Origin of the sequence: Cupriavidus sp. U2, assembly GCF_009663685.2 — a bacterium.
Lineage (GTDB): Bacteria > Pseudomonadota > Gammaproteobacteria > Burkholderiales > Burkholderiaceae > Cupriavidus > Cupriavidus necator_C.
Window position 1 is genome coordinate 31,722 of sequence record NZ_RCOG02000004.1, and the last position, 18,463, is coordinate 50,184.

18 protein-coding genes and 1 pseudogene are annotated in these 18,463 nt (G+C 65.4%); 9 read left to right on the forward strand and 10 right to left on the reverse strand.

Annotation, left to right across the window (positions count from 1 at the left end; all coding sequences use genetic code 11):
* Positions 1–4 precede the first annotated feature (4 nt).
* The 4 genes from D9X30_RS05210 to D9X30_RS05225 all read right to left on the reverse strand — a co-directional run bounded on the left by D9X30_RS05210 (position 5) and on the right by D9X30_RS05225 (position 2,682).
* The gene (locus D9X30_RS05210) at positions 5–313 is read right to left on the reverse strand and encodes a DUF493 family protein (RefSeq protein WP_092603078.1); all 309 of its coding nucleotides are present in this window, start codon (positions 311–313) and stop codon (positions 5–7) included.
* 41 nt (positions 314–354) lie between these two features.
* On the reverse strand, positions 355–1,560 hold the full coding sequence (locus D9X30_RS05215; protein WP_153949047.1) for a D-alanyl-D-alanine carboxypeptidase family protein: 1,206 nt from the start codon (positions 1,558–1,560) through the stop codon (positions 355–357).
* 43 nt (positions 1,561–1,603) lie between these two features.
* Positions 1,604–2,248, reverse strand: a complete 645-nt coding sequence (locus D9X30_RS05220; protein ID WP_153949046.1) for an alpha/beta hydrolase — start codon at positions 2,246–2,248, stop codon at positions 1,604–1,606.
* A 113-nt stretch (positions 2,249–2,361) separates the two neighbouring features.
* Positions 2,362–2,682: a (2Fe-2S) ferredoxin domain-containing protein gene (locus D9X30_RS05225; RefSeq protein ID WP_092603084.1), complete on the reverse strand. Its 321-nt coding sequence runs from the start codon at positions 2,680–2,682 to the stop codon at positions 2,362–2,364.
* 462 nt (positions 2,683–3,144) lie between these two features.
* Between D9X30_RS05225 and D9X30_RS05230 the strand changes: the two genes are divergently transcribed.
* From D9X30_RS05230 to cmdF, 4 genes are all read left to right on the forward strand, one after another.
* Positions 3,145–4,434, forward strand: coding sequence for a dicarboxylate/amino acid:cation symporter (locus D9X30_RS05230; RefSeq protein WP_153949045.1), 1,290 nt, complete (start codon positions 3,145–3,147; stop codon positions 4,432–4,434).
* 130 nt (positions 4,435–4,564) lie between these two features.
* The gene (locus D9X30_RS05235) at positions 4,565–6,574 is read left to right on the forward strand and encodes a sensor histidine kinase (RefSeq protein ID WP_153949079.1); all 2,010 of its coding nucleotides are present in this window, start codon (positions 4,565–4,567) and stop codon (positions 6,572–6,574) included.
* Positions 6,575–6,597: 23 nt separating this feature from the next.
* Positions 6,598–7,920, forward strand: a complete 1,323-nt coding sequence (locus D9X30_RS05240) for a sigma-54-dependent transcriptional regulator (RefSeq protein WP_153949078.1) — start codon at positions 6,598–6,600, stop codon at positions 7,918–7,920.
* Positions 7,921–7,986: 66 nt separating this feature from the next.
* Entirely contained in the window at positions 7,987–9,591 is a 1,605-nt protein-coding gene (gene cmdF / locus D9X30_RS05245) for a tyrosine 2,3-aminomutase (protein WP_153949044.1), read from the forward strand.
* 7 nt (positions 9,592–9,598) lie between these two features.
* Here the strand turns inward: cmdF and D9X30_RS05250 are convergent, their stop codons facing one another.
* The 3 genes from D9X30_RS05250 to D9X30_RS05260 form a co-directional block, all read right to left on the reverse strand.
* On the reverse strand, positions 9,599–11,707 hold the full coding sequence (locus D9X30_RS05250; RefSeq protein ID WP_249640889.1) for an ATP-dependent helicase: 2,109 nt from the start codon (positions 11,705–11,707) through the stop codon (positions 9,599–9,601).
* A gap of 151 nt (positions 11,708–11,858) precedes the next feature.
* Positions 11,859–12,395, reverse strand: coding sequence for a TlpA disulfide reductase family protein (locus tag D9X30_RS05255; RefSeq protein WP_153949043.1), 537 nt, complete (start codon positions 12,393–12,395; stop codon positions 11,859–11,861).
* A 129-nt stretch (positions 12,396–12,524) separates the two neighbouring features.
* Positions 12,525–13,019 (reverse strand): thioredoxin fold domain-containing protein, encoded by a 495-nt coding sequence (locus D9X30_RS05260; RefSeq protein ID WP_153949042.1) that lies wholly within the window; start codon positions 13,017–13,019, stop codon positions 12,525–12,527.
* A gap of 137 nt (positions 13,020–13,156) precedes the next feature.
* Between D9X30_RS05260 and D9X30_RS05265 the strand changes: the two genes are divergently transcribed.
* The 3 genes from D9X30_RS05265 to D9X30_RS29685 all read left to right on the forward strand — a co-directional run bounded on the left by D9X30_RS05265 (position 13,157) and on the right by D9X30_RS29685 (position 14,749).
* Positions 13,157–13,807: a hypothetical protein gene (locus D9X30_RS05265; RefSeq protein ID WP_228771003.1), complete on the forward strand. Its 651-nt coding sequence runs from the start codon at positions 13,157–13,159 to the stop codon at positions 13,805–13,807.
* A gap of 79 nt (positions 13,808–13,886) precedes the next feature.
* Positions 13,887–14,540, forward strand: a complete 654-nt coding sequence (locus D9X30_RS05270; RefSeq protein ID WP_153949041.1) for a LysE family transporter — start codon at positions 13,887–13,889, stop codon at positions 14,538–14,540.
* Between the two features lie 83 nt (positions 14,541–14,623).
* A complete protein-coding gene (locus D9X30_RS29685) occupies positions 14,624–14,749 on the forward strand; it encodes a hypothetical protein (protein ID WP_283780736.1) in 126 nt (41 codons plus the stop codon).
* A gap of 72 nt (positions 14,750–14,821) precedes the next feature.
* On the opposite strand, the gene D9X30_RS05275 is transcribed toward D9X30_RS29685, so the two are convergent.
* Together D9X30_RS05275 and D9X30_RS05280 are read right to left on the reverse strand one after the other, a co-directional pair.
* Positions 14,822–15,127 carry a hypothetical protein gene (locus D9X30_RS05275; RefSeq protein ID WP_194946563.1) on the reverse strand — a complete coding sequence of 102 codons (306 nt, stop codon included), beginning with the start codon at positions 15,125–15,127 and terminating at the stop codon, positions 14,822–14,824.
* Between the two features lie 8 nt (positions 15,128–15,135).
* Positions 15,136–16,005: pseudogene (locus D9X30_RS05280) on the reverse strand (YifB family Mg chelatase-like AAA ATPase); the annotation flags it as partial.
* Between the two features lie 82 nt (positions 16,006–16,087).
* Between D9X30_RS05280 and D9X30_RS05285 the strand changes: the two are divergent.
* The gene (locus D9X30_RS05285; protein WP_249640890.1) at positions 16,088–17,023 is read left to right on the forward strand and encodes an abortive infection family protein; all 936 of its coding nucleotides are present in this window, start codon (positions 16,088–16,090) and stop codon (positions 17,021–17,023) included.
* Positions 17,024–17,239: 216 nt separating this feature from the next.
* Positions 17,240–17,476, forward strand: a complete 237-nt coding sequence (locus tag D9X30_RS05290; protein WP_153949039.1) for a hypothetical protein — start codon at positions 17,240–17,242, stop codon at positions 17,474–17,476.
* Between the two features lie 225 nt (positions 17,477–17,701).
* Here D9X30_RS05290 and D9X30_RS05295 read toward each other — a convergent pair whose 3' ends face one another.
* Positions 17,702–18,265, reverse strand: a complete 564-nt coding sequence (locus D9X30_RS05295; protein ID WP_153949038.1) for a recombinase family protein — start codon at positions 18,263–18,265, stop codon at positions 17,702–17,704.
* Positions 18,266–18,463 lie beyond the last annotated feature (198 nt).

The window sequence follows — 18,463 nt, forward strand, 5'->3', positions numbered from 1 at the left end:
GTGGTTACAGCACCACCTTGACCATCGGGTGCGACGTCAGCGCACGGTACACGCTGTCCAGATGCTCGCGGCTCGTGACGTACACGGTCACGGTCAGCCCCAGGTAATTGCCATTGCGCGACGGACGCATCTCCATCTTGCCGGCGTGGAAGTTCGGGTCGAATTCCTGGATCAGCGTCACGATGGCCTCGGCAAAGCCGTCCTGCATGGCGCCCATGACCTTGATCGGAAATTCGCTCGGGTATTCGATCAGCGACTGCTCGGGCGGGATGTCACCCGGGATCAGCGGACCGTTGCTGGAATCTGTCGTCATCTTGCGTAACCTTGTGCGCGCTTCATTGCGCCTGCTTGCGCTTACTTGCGCTTGAACCAGAGGCGGATCGTATCCCACAGCCGGCCGAAGAAGCCTGCCTCGGGCACTTCCTCCAGTGCCACCACCGGGAATTCGCCCACCTTGTTGGTGCCGTCCATCAGCTTGACCGTGCCCACCTGCTGGCCCGCCGCGATCGGGGCGATCAGCAGTTCCTGGCGCTCCAGCACCGGCTTCAGGCGGCCGCCCGTGCCCTTGGGCACCGTCACGAACGTCTCGTTGGCCACACCGATCTTGACCGTGCTGGCACGGCCCTTGTAGATGTCGGGCGTGGCCAGCACCTGACCCTTGTCGTACAGGCGCAGCGTGTCGAAGAACTGGAAGCCGTAGTTCAGGATCTTCAGGCTTTCCTGGGTGCGGATCTGCTCGGTGGCCGTGCCGATCACGATCGACACCAGCCGGCGCGTGCCATTCGGCACATTGGCCAGCGGGCGCTGGGCCGACGAGATCAGGCAGTAGCCGGCGGACTTGGTGTGCCCCGTCTTCAGACCGTCCACGGTCGGGTCGATGTACAGCAGGCGGTTGCGGTTGGGCTGCCTGATCTTGTTATAGGTGAACTCCTTCTGCGAGTACATTCCGTAGTACTCGGGGAAGTCCTTGATCAGGCGCGTGGACAGCGTGGCCAGGTCGACCGCCGTGGTGTAGTGGTTCGGATCGGGCACCCCGTCGGTGTTCGTGAAGTGCGTGCCCTTCATGCCCATGCGCTGCGCTTCGCGGTTCATCATCGCCACGAAACCTTCTTCCGAGCCGCCCACGGCCTCGGCCAGCGCCAGCGACGCGTCGTTGCCCGACTGCACGATCAGGCCCATCAGCAGGTCGTTCACGCTGACCGGCTTGCCGGCCTCGATGAACATGCGCGACTCATCGCTTTTGACCTTGCGCACGATCTCGGTCGGTGTGACGGTCTGGTCCAGCGTCAGGCGCTTTTCCTTGAGCGCCTCGAACACCAGGTAGGCGGTCATCAGCTTGGTCAGCGACGCGGGCTCGATGCGCAGGTCGGCATTCTGCGACGCCAGGGCCTGGCCGCTGGTCACGTCGTACAGCATCCACGACTTGGCGGCCACCTGCGGCATCGGCACGCCCTGCGCCAGGACGGCGGCGGGGGCGGCGGCAAGCACGGTGGCAAGCGTCGCGGCGACGGCAACGGGAGCAAGGGCGGATGCGAAATGCGGCGTGGCTCTGTTCAGCATGGGTAGTGTTCCAACGATAAAGGGATGGCGCGGGCGGGACGGTTCACCGTTCCCACGCGTTGACGACAAGCTGCTTGATCAGGTGCAGCTTGCGGTGAAAAAAGTGGTCGGCGCCGGGAATGACGATGACCGGCAGTTCCTGCGGACGGGCCCAGTCGAGCACGCTGGCCAGCGGCACGGTGTCGTCCTGTTCGCCGTGGATCACGATGGTGTCGGCCGGCACGGTGGCCACGTCCCAGCGGCTGGTGGCCGTGCCCACCAGCACCAGCCGCTGCGCCGGCGTGCCCGCTTCGGCCAGGCGGCGTGCCACGTGCGTCTGCACGAAGCTGCCGAACGAGAAGCCGCCCAGCGCCAGCGGCAGCGCGGCCACGTCCGGCGACCACGCGGTCTGGGTGCGCATCCAGTCGATCACGGCCAGCAGGTCGTCCTGCTCGCCGATGCCCTGGTCATGCTCCCCGGCCGTGCCGCCCACGCCGCGAAAGTTCGGCCGCACCGTGGCATAGCCCAGCGCCACGAACGTGCGTGCCAGCGTCTGCGCCACCTTGTTGTCCTTGGTGCCGGCGAACAGCGGGTGCGGATGCGCCACCAGCGCCAGGCCACGCACCGGCTCGTTCTGCGGCAGATCGATCGAGATGTCGATGGCGCCGACGGGGCCGGCGATGGTGGTGACCTGGGTATGCGCGTTCATGGCGAGGGGGCAGGAAGGTTCGGCGACAACAACAGCACGACAAAAGCGGCACGACAAAAGCAGCACAACAAAAAACCGGGCAGGCGGCCCGGCGCGGCGCGGCGGGTACCGGATCAGCGATCGACCATCAGGCGTTCGACGGGCTTGCCGTGAATCAGATGGCTGTCGATGATCTCGTCGATGTCCTGCTCGTCGACGAAGGTGTACCAGACTGCCTCGGGGTAGACCACCAGCACAGGACCAAGTTCACACCGGTTCAGGCAGCCGGCCTTGTTGATGCGCACGCGGCCTTCGGCGCCGGCGATGCCCAGTTCCTTGCAGCGCTTCTTGGCGTATTCCTGCATGGCCTTGGCATTATGGTCGGCACAGCAGGCCTTGCCGTCGTCGCGCTGGTTCAGGCAGAAGAAAACGTGGTGCTTGTAGTAGCTGCTCATGGCGGCGAACTGGACTGCGTGGCGCCGGACCGCGGTAACGCGGGCGCCTGGCGCGGCATGAATCGAGGAAGCTCGGAATTATACGTGGTCGCGCGCGCCGTTCCGCGCGGCGGCGCTGCCCGGAATGCCGGAAATCGCGATGCGCGTGGCCGCCCGGCGAGGGCTCCGGCGGCCAGAGACCGCCTCTCGCGTGCCTGACGCGCCACTTTGTGGGCCGAAATCGGCCGGTAGCCGTCCGAATTCCCGGAGGCGCCGATTCCGGATTTCCGGACTCCCGGATCGATCCGCCCGCCGGTACGGATGTCTTCCCTTGCAAATCAAGGACTTGGCGGCACCGGCGTGCGTGGCACGGCTGTTGCAAATAGTTACTTCCAGACGCGCCGCCCGCTCATCGCGGGCCAGGCGTGCAACGTGGGCGCCTTCCGAGCGCCCGGCACCGGTCAAAACACCGAGGACGACATCATGAGGAAACCCTTTTACAAGATCCTGTACGTGCAGGTCCTGTTCGCGATTGCCGTGGGCATCCTGCTGGGACATTTCGCGCCGGCCACCGGCGTGGAAATGAAATCGCTGGGTGACGCGTTCATCAAGCTGATCAAGATGATCATCGGGCCGATCATCTTCTGTACCGTGGTGTCCGGCATTGCCGGCATGCGCGACATGAAGAAGGTGGGCCGCGTGGGCGGCAAGGCGCTGCTGTACTTCGAGATCGTGTCCACGTTCGCGCTGCTGATCGGCCTGATCGCATCGCACGTGCTGAAGCCCGGCGTGGGCTTCAACATCGATCCGGCCACGCTGGACACCAAGACGATCTCGCAGTACGTGTCGAAGGCCCACGGCCAGAGCACGGTCGAGTTCTTCATGCACATCATCCCGGACACGATCTTCAGCGCGTTCGCCAATGGCGACATCCTGCAGATCCTGCTGGTCTCGCTGTTCTTCGGCTCGGCCCTGGCCATCATCGGCGACCGCGCGCAGATCATCCACGACATGGTCGACCAGGTGTCGAAGGTGTTCTTCCACATCGTGCACGTGATCACCAAGGTGGCCCCGATCGGCGCGTTCGGCGCCATGGCCTTCACGATCGGCAAGTACGGCCTGGGTTCGCTGATCCCGCTGCTGAAGCTGATCGGCACGTTCTACTTCACCGCCATCGTGTTCGTGCTGGTGGTGCTGGGCACCGTGGCGCGCCTGACCGGCTTCTCGATCATCCGCTTCGTCGCGTACATCAAGGAAGAGCTGCTGATCGTGCTGGGTACCAGCTCGTCGGAGGCCGCGCTGCCGCACCTGATGGAGAAGATGGAAAAGCTGGGCTGCTCGAAGTCGGTGGTCGGCCTGGTGGTGCCTACCGGTTACTCGTTCAACCTGGACGGCACCAACATCTACATGACGATGGCCGTGATCTTCATCGCCCAGGCGACGAACATCGAGCTGACCCTGATGCAGCAGCTGACCATCCTGGCCGTGGCAATGGTGACGTCCAAGGGCGCCAGCGGCGTGACCGGTTCGGGTTTCATCACGCTGGCGGCCACGCTGGCCGTGGTGCCGACCATCCCGGTGGCCGGCATGGTGCTGATCCTGGGCATCGACCGGTTCATGAGCGAATGCCGCGCGCTGACCAACATCATCGGCAATGGCGTGGCCACCGTGGTGGTGTCGGCCTGGGAACGCGAGCTTGACCGCGCCCGCCTGAACCGCGTGCTGCGCGGTGGTGGCGATGACAACGTCGAACTCGCCGACGCCAGCGCCTGACATGTCTGGCCAGGTGCCCGCCGACCCGCTGAACGGCGTCGCGGGCACCCCGCAGCATCCCTCCGCTGGCTCGGGAGCGCCTCAGGGCGGCCAGCGGGTATCATCGGTGCGAGAGCTTTCGCCCGCGCCGATGCCCCATTCCGACGACTTCCTTGCCGTGCATGACCCCGCACCGCCTGACTCCGTGCACGCGCCGGAGCACAGTTCGCGCTGGTGGGGCTTTGCCGTTGCGCTGCTGGCCGGCCTGCTGGTGCTGTGCACGCTGACCTGGCTGCTGTCGGTGCAGCGCGGCATCGTCGCATTGCAGCAGTCCACGGCCATGCGTGCCGACCGGTACGCGGGCACTCTCGAATCCACGCTCGACCGCTACGAATTCCTGCCTGCGCTGGTGTCGCTGCACCCGTCCGTGCGTGCGCTGCTGGCCTCGCCGCAAGACCCGGCACGCATCGCGGCCGTCAATGACTACCTGGTGGAGGTCAACCGGCGCGCCCGGGCATCGGCCACCTACGTGATCGCCGCGAACGGCCTGGCGCTGGCCGCCAGCAACCATGGCGAGCCGGGCAGCTTTGTCGGCACCGACTATCGCTTCCGTCCGTATTTCCAGATGGCCTCGCGCGGCGAGGTGGGCCGCTTCTACGCCATCGGCGTCACCAGCGACGAACCGGGCTACTACATCGCCCAGCCGATCGAGTCCGGCGGCAAGGTGATCGGCGTGACGGTGGTCAAGCTGAACCTGGAATGGTTCCAGCGCGCCGGCTCGGGCCGGGGCGAGCCGCTGATGGTGTCCGACGACCACGGCGTGATCTTCCTGTCGTCGGTGCCCGGCTGGCAGTACCGCACGCTGCGCCCGCTGCCGCCGGCGCTGCAGGCCGAACTGCATCGCACGCGGCAGTACCACGATGTGGACGTCACGCCGCTGCCGATGCAGTCGCTGACGTCGCCCGTCATGCGCTGGCTGGCCGACAACACGCTGTCCGATGGCCAGCGCCTGGTGCGGGTAGGCCCGACCGGCCGGCGCGATGGCGAGGGCGCGTCCGATGGCGGGGAGGGTGCGGGCCTGGGCTTCGGCCTGGCCGACACCGGGGGCGACCGCTACCTTGAAATCAACCGCGCGGTGGGCCCGGCCGGATGGAACATGCAGGTCATGGCGCCGCTGGACCCGGTGCTGGCCAATGCCCGCAGCGCAACCATCGGCGCCGCGCTGGCGTACGCGTGCATCTGCCTGCTGCTGGTGAACCTGCGCCAGCGCCGCCAGCGCGCGCGCGACATGCTGTACAGCCGCCGCCTGCTGGAAGCGGCCTACGACGAACTGGAACGCCGCGTCGAGGCCCGTACCGCCGACCTGATGGCCATCAACGAGCAGCTCGAAGGCGAGGTGGCCGAGCGCACGCGCGCCGAAGGCGAATTGCGCGCGACCCAGGACGAACTGGTGCAGGCCAGCAAGCTGGCCGCGCTGGGCCAGATGGCGGCGGGCATCACGCACGAACTCAACCAGCCGCTGGCGGCGCTGCGCACGTTCTCCGACAACACCAGGGTGCTGCTGGAGCGTGGGCAGCTCGATGCCGCGACGGGCAACCTGTCGGCCATCGCCGACCTGACCGAGCGCATGGGCAAGATCACGGGCCAGCTCAAGCTGTTTGCCGGCAAGGCGCGCCAGCGCCGCAATGCCGTGCGGGTGCGTGCCGCGCTGGACCATGTGCTGCAGTTGATCGCCCCGCGCCTGGGCCAGGTGATGCTGCGCATACGCGGGCTGGATGGCGAATCCGCCGACCTGGCCGTGTGGGCCGACGAGCTGAAGCTTGAACAGGTGCTGCTGAACCTGGTGGGCAACGCGCTCGACGCCATTACCGCCGTGGGCCGGCCCGATGGCCGGGTGGACATCGACGTCGCCGCCACCGAGGAGCAGGTACGTATCGCGGTGCGCGACAATGGCACCGGCATTGCGCCGGACGCGTTGCCGCGCCTGTTCGAGCCGTTCTACACGACCAAGGAAATCGGCCAGGGCCTGGGACTCGGGTTGGCCATCTCGTCGTCGATCGTGCGCGAGTTCGGCGGCCAGCTGGTGGCCGGCAATGCCGAAGGTGGCGGCGCGGAATTTGTGGTGACGCTGCGGCGGGCGCGCCAGCCCGTGGCGGCGTGATGAGGAAAAGCGAAATGATTGCGATGCAAGACGGGCTGCGCGTGCTGTTTGTCGAAGACGAACCGCTGGTGCGCCAGGCCACGGCGCAGAGCCTGGAACTGGCCGGATTCGCGGTGCTGGCGCTGCCGTCGGCCGAGGCGGCGATGCCGCACCTGAGCGCCGACTTCCCGGGCGTGCTGGTGACCGACGTGCGCCTGGGCGGCGCGTCGGGGCTGGACCTGCTGCACCACTGCCGCAACGTGGCGCCGGGCCTGCCGGTGATCCTGGTGACCGGGCATGGTGATATTACGATGGCGGTGCAGGCGATGCGCGAGGGCGCCTACGACTTCATCGAGAAACCGTTCGGCGCGGACCGCCTGACCGATACCGTGCGCCGGGCGCTGGAGCGCCGCGCACTGGAACTCGAAAACGTGGCGCTGCGCCGTGAACTGGCCGGCCCGGCGGCCGGCACGCGCATCATCGGCCGGTCGCCGGCCATTGGCCAGGTGCGCGGGCTGATCGCCAATGTGGCCGAAACCGATGTGCCGGTGATGATCAACGGCGAGACCGGCACCGGCAAGGAACTGGTGGCGCGCAGCCTGCACGCGCTGTCCACGCGCCGCGACGCGCCGTTTATCGCGCTGAACTGCGGCGCGGTGCCGGAATCGATCTTCGAAAGCGAGATGTTCGGCCACGAGGCGGGCGCGTTCACGGGCGCGGGCAAGCGCCGCATCGGCAAGCTCGAACATGCGTCGGGCGGCACGCTGTTCCTGGACGAGATCGAGAGCATGCCGCTGGCGCTGCAGGTGAAGCTGCTGCGCGTGCTGCAGGAGGGCACGCTGGAGCGGCTGGGCTCCAACGCATCGCTGCCGATCGATGTGCGCATCATCGCCGCCGCCAAGGGCGACATGGAATCGCTGGTGGCGCAGGGCGCGTTCCGGCAGGATCTGCTGTACCGCCTCAATGTGGTGACGATTCCGCTGCCGCCGCTGCGCGAGCGTCGCGAGGATATCGTGCCGCTGTTCGAGCACTTCATGCTTGTGGCCGCCGTGCGCTACCAGCGGCCTGCGCCGATCCTGTCCGAGATGCAGCGCCAGCAGCTGATGCAACGCCCGTGGCCCGGCAACGTGCGCGAGCTGCGCAACGCGGCAGACCGCCTGGTGCTGGGCGTGCCCGAGGGTGGCCATGCCGGCAAGGCCGAAGGCGGCGACGAATCGATTCCGCTGCGCGAGCGGATGGAACGCTACGAGCGCGCCGTGATCGCCGATACGCTCGCGCGCACGGGCGGCGCCGTCAGCCAGGCTGCCGATCTGTTGCAGGTGGGCAAGGCGACGCTCTACGACAAGATCAAACGCTACGGACTGTAACGGCTGCAGCAGGGCGAATCGGGCGCGGTACACTCTCGCCCGGCCTTGATCCCTACCGCACGCCCCATGACCCACACCGCATCCCAAGCCGCCATCGACGGCTACCAGCTCCGCCCCGAAGCCGTCGCCGCCATCGCCCAAGGCAAGTTGACCGCGCAAGTTCCTGCCGGCGTCCTCGACAAGGTGCGCGACGCCCGGGCCCGCTTCGAGCAGGTCGCTGCCACCAATGTGCCGATCTACGGCGTGTCCACCGGGTTTGGCGAACTGGTCCACAACTGGGTCGATATCGAGCACGGCCGCGCGCTGCAGGAAAACCTGCTGCGCAGCCACTGCGCCGGCGTGGGGCCGCTGTTCTCGCGCAATGAAGTGCGGGCCATGATGGTGGCGCGCGCCAACGCGCTGTCGCGTGGCTATTCGGCGGTGCGCCCGGTGGTGATCGAACAGCTGCTCAAATACCTGGCCGCCGGCATCACGCCGGCCGTGCCGCAGGTGGGATCGCTCGGTGCCAGCGGCGACCTTGCGCCGCTGTCGCACGTGGCCATCACGCTGATCGGCGAAGGCAAGGTGCTGACCGCCGATGGCGGCACGGCGCCCACTGCCGACGTGCTGCGACAGCACGGCATTGCCCCGATCACGCTGGCGTACAAGGAAGGGCTGGCGCTGATCAATGGCACTTCGGCCATGACCGGGGTGTCGTGCCTGCTGCTGGAGACGCTGCGCGCGCAGGTCCGGCAGGCCGAAGCGATTGCGGCGCTGGCGCTGGAAGGGCTGTCGGCATCGGCCGATGCGTTCATGGCGCACGGCCACGACATCGCCAAGCCACACCCGGGCCAGGTCAGCTCCGCCGCGAACCTGCGCGCGCTGCTGGCCGGCTCGACGCGGCTGGCCGGGCACGACACGCTCAGCGCGGAGATGAAGCATCGCGCCGGCGACGAAAAGAACACCGGCACGGGCGTGTTCATCCAGAAGGCCTACACGCTGCGCTGCATCCCCCAGGTGCTCGGTGCCGTGCGCGATACGCTGGATCACTGTGCCAACGTGGTGACGCGCGAACTCAATTCATCGAACGACAACCCGCTGTTCTTTGACGATGACGCGCTGTTCCACGGCGGCAATTTCCACGGCCAGCAGGTGGCCTTCGCGATGGACTTCCTGGCCATCGCCGCCACGCAACTGGGCGTGATGGCCGAACGCCGCCTGAACCGTCTGCTGAGCCCGCACCTGAACAATCGCCTGCCGGCCTTCCTGGCCGCCGCCAACGAAGGCCTGTCGTGCGGCTTTGCCGGCGCCCAGTACCCGGCCACGGCGCTGGTGGCCGAGAACCGCACGATCTGCAGCCCGGCCAGCATCCAGAGCGTGCCGTCGAACGGCGACAACCAGGACGTGGTCAGCATGGGGCTGATCTCGGCCCGCAACGCGCGCCGCATCCTCGACAACAACCAGTACATCCTGGCGCTGGAACTGCTGGCCGCGTGCCAGGCGGCGGAACTGGCCGGCGCGGTCGAGCACCTGTCGCCTGCCGGCCGCGCGGTCTTCGCCTTCGTGCGCGAACACGTGCCGTTCCTGGACATGGACCGCTACATGACCGACGAGATCGAACGCGTGGCCGCGCTGCTGCGCGACGGGGCGCTGGTGGAAGTGGTGCGCCAGGCGGGCGTGGCGCTGGCCTGATGGCCGCCTATTTCCACATGTTGCGCATGCGGGATGCCAGATCGACCTGCGGCAAGGATGCCTTATCCTGCCCTTCGCCCGGCATCGGCGGGGGCGGCCACGACCGGCTGTAGAAATTCGGCATCACGCGGTTCGGCAGGAAGCGCGTGCGCGACGCGTAGACATGGCGGTCGCCAAAACCCACCTGGTTGTGCACGTAGAACCGCTGCGGGACGATCACGTCGAGGTGGTCGCGCGCGCGCGTCATGGCCACGTACAGCAGGCGGCGTTCTTCCTCGATTTCCTCGGTGGTGCCGGTGGCCAGGTCGGACGGCATGCAGCCGTCCACGGCGTTGAGCACATACACGGCCTTCCATTCCTGGCCCTTGGCCGAATGGATGGTGGACAGGATCAGGTAGTCCTCGTCACGCGACGGCACGCCCGATTCGTCACTGGACGCGCTGGGCGGGTCCAGCGTCAGTTCGGTCAGAAAACGCTCGCGCGACGCATAGGTGGCCGCGATGCGCTCGATCTGCTGCAGGTCGGCCTGGCGCGCGGCGGCATCGTCGTGCATGCGCTCCAGATGCGGCGCGTACCACGCCACCACCTGCTCGAACTCTGACGGCCACGGCGACGTGGGGGCCATCAGCGTGCGGGCCAGCGTCAGCAGGTCGTCCCACGCGGGCGCGGCAGCGGGCGGGGCCTCGAACGCCTCCAGCGCCAGCAGGGGCTCGGTGGCCGCCTCCAGCCCTTCGAGCACGCGCGCGGCGGTCTTCGGCCCGATACCGGGCAGCAGCTGCAGCGTGCGGAAGCCGGCCATGCGGTCGCGCGGGTTTTCCAGCCAGCGCACCACGGCCATCACGTCCTTCACGTGCGTCGATTCCAGAAATTTCAGGCCGCCGAACTTCACGAACGGGATGTTGCGCCGGGCCAGTTCGATTTCGACCTGCGCACTGTGGTCGGCCGCGCGGAACAGCACCGCCTGCTGCATCAGCGCCAGGCCCGATTCGCGTCGCGCCAGCACCTGCTCGACCACAAAACGCGCCTGGTCGGCTTCGTCGTTGACCACCACCACGCCGGGCTTTTCGGCCGACTCGCGCAGCGACCAGAGGTCCTTGGTGAAGCGTTCGGCCGCCAGGCCGATCACTGCGTTGGCGGCTTGCAGGATCGACTGCGTGGAACGGTAGTTCTGCGACAGCGTGACCTGTTCGGCCGCCGGCGTGAACTGCGTCGGGAAATCGAGGATGTTGCGCACCGTGGCGCCACGGAAGGCGTAGATCGACTGCGCGTCATCCCCCACCACGGTCAGGCCACGGCCCTGCGGCTTCAGCGCCAGCAGGATCGACGCCTGCAGCGCGTTGGTGTCCTGGTACTCGTCGACCAGCACGTGGTCGAAGCGCGCGCCCATGTCCTGCGCCAGCGCGGGCTCGGTCATGGCCTGCGCCCAGTACAGCAGCAGGTCGTCGTAATCGAGCACCTGCTGCTTCTGCTTGGCCTCGACATAGCCGGCGAACAGCGTCTTGAGCGCGTCGGCCCACATCGCGTAGCGCGGAAACTGGGTCTTGAGCACCACCTCGATCGGCAACTGGGTGTTGACCACGCGCGAATAGATGGCCAGGCAGGTTTCCTTGCGCGGAAAGCGCGACGCCTGCTCGGACAGCCCCAGGTCGTGGCGTACCACGTGCATCAGGTCGGCCGAATCGCCGCGGTCGCTGATCGTGAAGCTCGGCGCCAGGCCAAGCGTCTCGGCGTATTCGCGCAGCAGCCGGGCGCCGATGGCGTGGAAGGTGCCCGACCACTGCAGCGCCGCACGCCCTGCGCCGGACTGGATGCCCAGTGCCTGATCGACAATGCGCTCCACGCGGCGGCCCATCTCGGACGCCGCACGGCGCGAGAAGGTCAGCAGCAGGATGCGCCGCGGGTCTGCGCCGCCTACCACCAGGTGCGCGACCCGGTGCGCCAGCGTATTGGTCTTGCCCGAGCCCGCGCCGGCAATGATCAGCAGCGGCGCCTCGCCGGCATATTCCACGGCGGCGCGCTGCTCCGGATTCAGCTTGGACAGGTAGGCAGCCGCGTCGCCCGTCTCCGGAGAGAGGTCGGCGGGCACGTCGGCTTCAGGGGCGAGATCCGGTAGCACAGCGGGAAGGGCAGAGGGGAGGATTGAGAAAAATCTGGCGCCCACTGTATATCCATACAGCTTCGACTGGCAAGCCGGACGTGCCTGCGCGGCGTTCGGGCAACAAAAAAGGTGCCGCATGGGCACCTTTTCGACCGGGAACGGCAGGCAATCAGGCCGCGCTGGCCAGCGCACCGTCCAGCAGCTTGTGCAGCGCATCCCACTCGGGCTCGCCCACGTAGCGTTTTAGGATCTTGCCGTGCTTGTCGACCACGAACGTGGTGGGCGTGAGCTGGACGTCGCCAAACGCCTTGGCCGCGGAGCCGTCCGAATCCATGGCCACCTTGAACGGCAGTTCGCGCGTCTTGGCGTAGTTGGCCACGTACATCGGCGGGTCATAGTTCATGGCCACGGCCACGAAATCCAGGCCCTTGTCCTTGAACTGCTTGTAGGTGTCGATCATCTGCGGCATTTCCTTGACGCAGGTGGCGCAGCTGGTGGCCCAGAAGTTGACCAGGTAGACCTTGCCCTTCAGATCGGCCGTGCTGACTTTCTGGCCCGACAGCAGCGTGAAAGTGGCATCGGGCACCTTGCTGGCTGGCGACATGGCGCGATAGCCAAAGACGCCAAGCAGGGCGACGATCACGACCGCGATGGCGAGCGGCCAGCGTTTGCGCGGGGAAGTGGCGGAAGCAGCAGTATTGGTCATGGGATAACGGTACCGGGACAGCCATCGGACAGCGGCTATTCTACTGCCGGGCGTGGAAGCCGGCATCGTGGACGGTCAAGCCCGCCGGGGCTGCGGCAATTCGCCGCAATATGGAAGCTTGCGCCGGCGCTACTGCTGCGCGCCGGGCCGGGCGGCCACCTTGGCGCGGGCCTCGTCGATGGCCTGCTCCAGGTAGGCACCATAGAAATCGGGCTGCATGCCGCGCAGCGGCTTGGCCAGGTTGCGGCCGTGCGGGTCCAGGAACATCACGGTCGGGGCGACCGAGATGTTGTGGGCCTGCGCCCAGCGTTTGGCGGTGGTCATCGTGCCATCGACGTCACGGATCGGCGTATCGGCCGTCATGTCGATTTCCCGCGCGGCAATGTCGCCGGCCGCCACCTGCGGGCCCAGATAGTTGCGGCGCACCGTCTCGCAATAGGTACAGCCGGGCAGGCTGACCAGCACCACCAGCGGCTCGCCCTGCCTGGCGGCTGCGGCCGACTGGGCGCCGATATCGGTCACCGGAGGCAGGTGCGCGGTGCCAGCCACGGCGCTGAAGCCGGCCACTGCGGCCAGACTGGCCAGCCACGGTGCGGCAAGACGGGGCAGGGAACGGAAGGGCATGGTCACCTCACGGGAAAACGGGCCGGCCGGCGCCTGGGTGGTCGGCAAGGGACGATGGGCGATGAAAGCCACGGGTCGGACATGCGCGGGCGGGCGGCTTCCCGGATAATACCGGCTTGCGCACGAATGCGCCGCCCATGCCGATGCCCCCATCCACGCTCCGCCCCCGTACGTCCGGTTCGTCGAATTCGTCCAGCTCGTCCCGTCCCGGCCTGCTGCGCCCCGGTCAGTGCCTGCTGCCGCTGCTCGCCCTGCTGTGGCTGGCACTGGCTGGCTGCTCGCCGCGCTATGACTGGCGGACCATCGTCTCGAACGACGGCAAGTACACCGCCATGTATCCGGCCAAGCCGACCAGCGCCGCGCGCGATGTATCGATTGCCGGCCACAAGCTGCCGATGACCATGGATGCCGCAAACATCGAGGGCACGCTGTTCGCGGTGGGCGTGGTGACGTTGCCCAGCGACGATGTCGCCATGCGTCGCGAAGCCATGGACGCCATGCAGGCGGGACTGGTGGCTAACCTGGGTGCGCACCCCGGGGCACCGGCCCAGGCGCACCCCGTCACGGTGATGTCGGCAGCCCAGCCGCCTGTGTCGCTCGCTGGCGTGGAAGTGTCGGTGGCCGGCGTATCGCCGCAGGACAAGGCGCCGCGCCGCCTCACCGCGCGGCTGGTGGCGTCGGGCGCCCGCGTCTACCAGGCCGTGGTGCTGGAAGCGGGCGATGCCGCACGCGATACGCGCCAGGCCGAGCAGGTCGAACAGTTCCTGACCGGATTCCACCCGTTCTGAGGCAGACTCGACCGCTTGATCCGATTGAACCGCTTTGAGCCTTTTGCCTTTAACCGTTGTTACCTTCAGGAGTGCAGTGATGCGTTGGGAAGTGTGGCTGGCTTATTTTGCCGCGTGCTGGGTGATCGCCGTTTCGCCAGGATCGGGCGCGGTATTGTCGATGAGCCATGGCCTGTCGTATGGCCTGAAGAAGACGTCGACAACGATCCTGGGCCTGCAGACCGGCCTGGTCATCATCCTGCTGGTGGCCGGCGGTGGCCTTGGCGCGCTGCTGCTGGCGTCCGAGGAAGCCTTCCTGGTCGTCAAGACGATTGGCGCGATGTACCTGATCTACCTGGGCATTCAGCAATGGCGATCCAAAGTGGAGACGACCCCGCAGGACGGCGCAAACGGCCAGGGCGGCGCGGTACGCACGGCGGTCATGAGCCGTCGGCGCCGCTTTGCCACGGGCCTGCTGACCAATGTCACTAATCCGAAGGGCATCATTTTCATGGTGGCGGTACTGCCGCAGTTCATCGATCCGGGCCATCCGCTGGGCGTGCAACTGGCCATCCTGGCCGCCACGATGTGCTTTGTGGACCTGATCGTGATGCACGGCTACGCGCTGCTGGCGTCGCGCATGCAAGGCCTGTTCCGCAATGCCCGCGCCGTGCGCTGGCAGAACCGCTTTTTCGGCGGCGTGCTGGTGGCGGTGGGCACCGCGCTGTTCTTTGTGCGCCGGCATCACACCTGAAGCCACCCCGGCGGCCGAATGGCTGGCGTAGTGCGGCAGCGTTTGCTTCAATGGGGAGTGACCCGGCGTACATGGAGCCCCCGATGCACGATGCCCCCCTGACTGCCCACCGCGAACCCCCTCCCGACGAGCCACCCCCGCCCGGCTTCCCGGCGGACCAGCCGCCCATCGAGGAGCCGCCCCCACCGCCGCTGGAACCGCCGGTGTGACATGACGAAGGCCCGCGATGCGGGCTTTTTTTCTGGGGAGACGTCATGCTTAATGGGTCGGAGGGGTGTCGCTCATGTGGCATTCCTTTTGAATATTGAGACAAGGGCAGAGAATTCCGGATCCTGACGCACGCGCTCGAGATCGTCCTCGGACGTGAGCGCGGCGACAAGCCAGTCGCGCTGGCTTGCCGTGGCACAGTGCCACGCTCGCAACAGCAGGGGTTTGATCTGGATAAATGGTGTATCGATTAGCGCGCGATAGCACGCGGCGTTGAAGAGCCAGCTAAACACCTCGCTGCCGTCAGGATCGTCGCGAACACGATCCACCACCAGAACTCGGAAAACCATTCGAATGCAACGAAAGTAGTCATCGTTCAATCCCCAAGCTAAGCCGCCCGCAACACCCGCCGATACTGGATCGCCTCCGCCACATGGGCGGCGTTCAGTACTTCGGCGCATTCCAGGTCGGCGATGGTGCGGGCCACTTTCAGCACCCTGAAGTACGCGCGGGCCGACCAGCCCAGCTTGTCCATCGCGCCGCGCAGCAGGGTCTGCGCGGCGTTGTCGAGCGGGCAGTGGGTGTCGATGGCCCGGCCGGACAGTTCGCTGTTGGGCATGCCCTGGCGCGCCAGCTGGCGGTCCCGGGCGGTCACGGCGCGGGCGCGGACCGTTTCGCTCGGTTCGCCGGGCGGGCCGTCCAGGATGTCGTGCTGGCCCTGGGCGGGCACCTCGATCTGCAGGTCCACGCGGTCGAGCAGCGGGCCCGAGATCCGCGATTGATAGCGTTGCACCTGGTCCGGTGTGCAGCGGCACATGCGGGTGGGATGTCCCAGGTAGCCGCACGGACACGGGTTCATTGCCGCGATGAACTGGAAGCGGGCCGGGAAGTCGATTTGCGCCGCCGCGCGGGAAATCGTGATGTGGCCGGTTTCCAGCGGTTCGCGCAGGACTTCCAGCACGCGGCGCTCGAACTCTGGCAATTCGTCCAGAAACAGCACGCCATGGTGGGCCAGCGATATCTCTCCGGGGCGAGGATTGCCGCCGCCGCCCACCATCGCGGGCCCGCTCGCGGTGTGGTGCGGGCTGCGGAACGGCCGTCGGCCCCATTGCGATGGCTGGAAACCGCCCGGCGTCAGGCTCAGCACGGCAGCGGCATCGAGCGCCTCGGCCTCGGTCATGGGCGGCAGCAGCCCCGGAAATCGCTGGGCCAGCATCGACTTCCCCGTGCCGGGCGGGCCCACCAGCAGCCTAGAGTAAAGGATTACGCCGTTCGGCAATGAGGCAGTGGGGTGCGTGCTAGAGTCGCTACATCAATAACGAGCCAGCTAAGAGGCGCTTGTGATCATCGATCTCTTCTCAAAACGTCAAAGCCGTTTGCGTGGTGAAGCACCCGATGTCTACACCTATGACGACATTCCCAAGCCGTTGCGCGTACAAATCGTCCATATTTTCGAAGAAACCCTCGGCGATCAGAACGATTACCATGGTTATGGTAATGAGGTGAAAACGGTTTACCGGAATATTGTTGAAAAGCTGTGCCGTGAGTACGGATTATTTACGTTGAATGGTGCGCAGCGCGATAATCGAAATTATCGAAAGGAGCTTATCGATTTTATTTTAGTTGAACCGACTGCGGAGAAAATAATGGATGCCGTTGAGTTGGCATCTTACATTATTGAAAGATACACCTCCAAGTACGAATATCTGAGGAATGCTAACGCATCAATGATTGCAAAGGGTGCGATAGAAGAACTAAATACCCGTTTTCGTGAGCACGGTGTAGGTTATCAGATTAACAACGGCGAGGTAATCCGCGTAGATTCTGAACTGCTGCACGCCGAAGTAGTAAAGCCTGCACTGGCGCTGCTGCGTGGGAAGGAGTACGCCGGAGCGCAGGCCGAATTTCTTGGCGCACACGAGCATTATCGGCACGGGAATACCAAGGAGGCTTTGGCGGAGGCGCTGAAGTCCTTGGAAAGCACGATGAAGGCCATTTGTGATAAGCGTAAATGGGATTATCCTGCGAATGCGACGGCTAACCCGTTAATAGAGGTGTGTATTAAGAATGGCCTGATTCCTGAATTCTGGGCTAAGCACTTTTCTGGAATCCGTAGTACGTTGGAAAGTGGTGTCCCTACTGTTCGCAATAGACTTGGCGGGCACGGGCAAGGGACCGAGGTTGTCGAAGTCCCGTTGCACATCGTGTCGTACGTATTGCATATGGCTGCCGCAACCATCGTATTTCTGGTGGAAGCAGAGAAAGCCCTTGGGTAGTCATATTAGTGCTTGCTCTGACCGAGTACACCCAACGACCAAAGTAGGGTTTGAATCCATGTGATGTATTGGTAGCCTTTGAGGCTCCATCATCCTCACAAATACATCATGGGTCGTCGGTTTAGAAAGTGGGCTGTAGCTGTTGCTCTGTCTGCGAGTTCGCTGTCTGCGTTTGCCGCATCATGCGTTCCGCTGGACTATCAAGAATTGAAGGACATGTCTGCCGATCAGTTGTCGGCAGAGTGGTGCAAGTACGCCACCGCGCAGAGGGAGATTCTTGACGAAAGGTTCAAGGTGCTCCAAGGCATGTCGTCAGCAAACTCAGACGAGATTGGCAAAGCCTTTGACCAGTGCGTCGGACAGATTCAGCGAGTGGAGCGTGTCCTTGCGCAGAAGGAAGGCGCACCCGACAAGCAAGCACTGATTGCCACCTGCCGGAAGGGCAGAACCTGAAAATTTCGAGACGCGAACTCCTTAGGGGTGGGGGGGTGTGTCTGGTGTGGCTGGCCGGGAATATCTGCGCGAGGCGTGACGGCACTTAACGCGAACCGGCACCGGGCAAATCGGCTGGCTAAGCCGTAGGAATATTTGAGGCGGGCCAGGATCGTCGGCCCTAGCCCAGCCTACCCCCACGCACGACAGACGCTCCACGAGGCTGTAGAGCGTTCCTAGCACGTATCAGGCGGTGGCCTGTTTGATGTACTGGTACAACGTCTCCCGGCTGATACCAAAGTCACGGGCTACAGCGGCCTTGGCCTCACCAGCGGCCACCCGTTGGCGAAGCTGGGCGGCTTGCTCGTCCGATAGTGCAGCCTTGCGGCCACGGTACAGACCCTTGGTCTTTGCAATGGCGATACCTTCGCGCTGACGCTCACGAATCAATGCACGTTCGAAGGTGGCAAAGGCACCGAGCATGGTGAGCATCAGGGTAGCCATAGCGTCTTCGGTGTCAGCACGGAACGTTAGGTTCTCCTTCACGAACTGCACACTCACACCCTTGCCTGTTAGCTCACGCACCATGCGCAACAGGTCTTCAGTGTTACGGGCCAGCCTGTCCATGCTGTGTACGACAAGGGTGTCTCCCTCACGTGCAAACTCTAGGGCAGCTTGCAGTTGTGGACGGTCGGTGTCCTTGCCGCTGGCCTTGTCCGTAAAGGTCTTGTCTACCTGTACGCCGTCTAGCTGGCGTTCGGTGTTCTGGTCCACCGAGCTAACCCTTACGTACCCCACACGTGCTTGCATGTCCCATCTCCTGTGTGAACTGTCAGGATAGAGTCTAAGACCCTTGTGCGTGAGTGTCAAGAAAATGTGAAATAGACCCTAATCTGACGCTGTGCGGATAGTACGCCTGACGCCTGTCTAGGCTTTACCTCAGCCTGACACCCGATGTGCGATAAATGACCAATGGGTCATTTATCTGCATGGGCCATTTTACCCGGG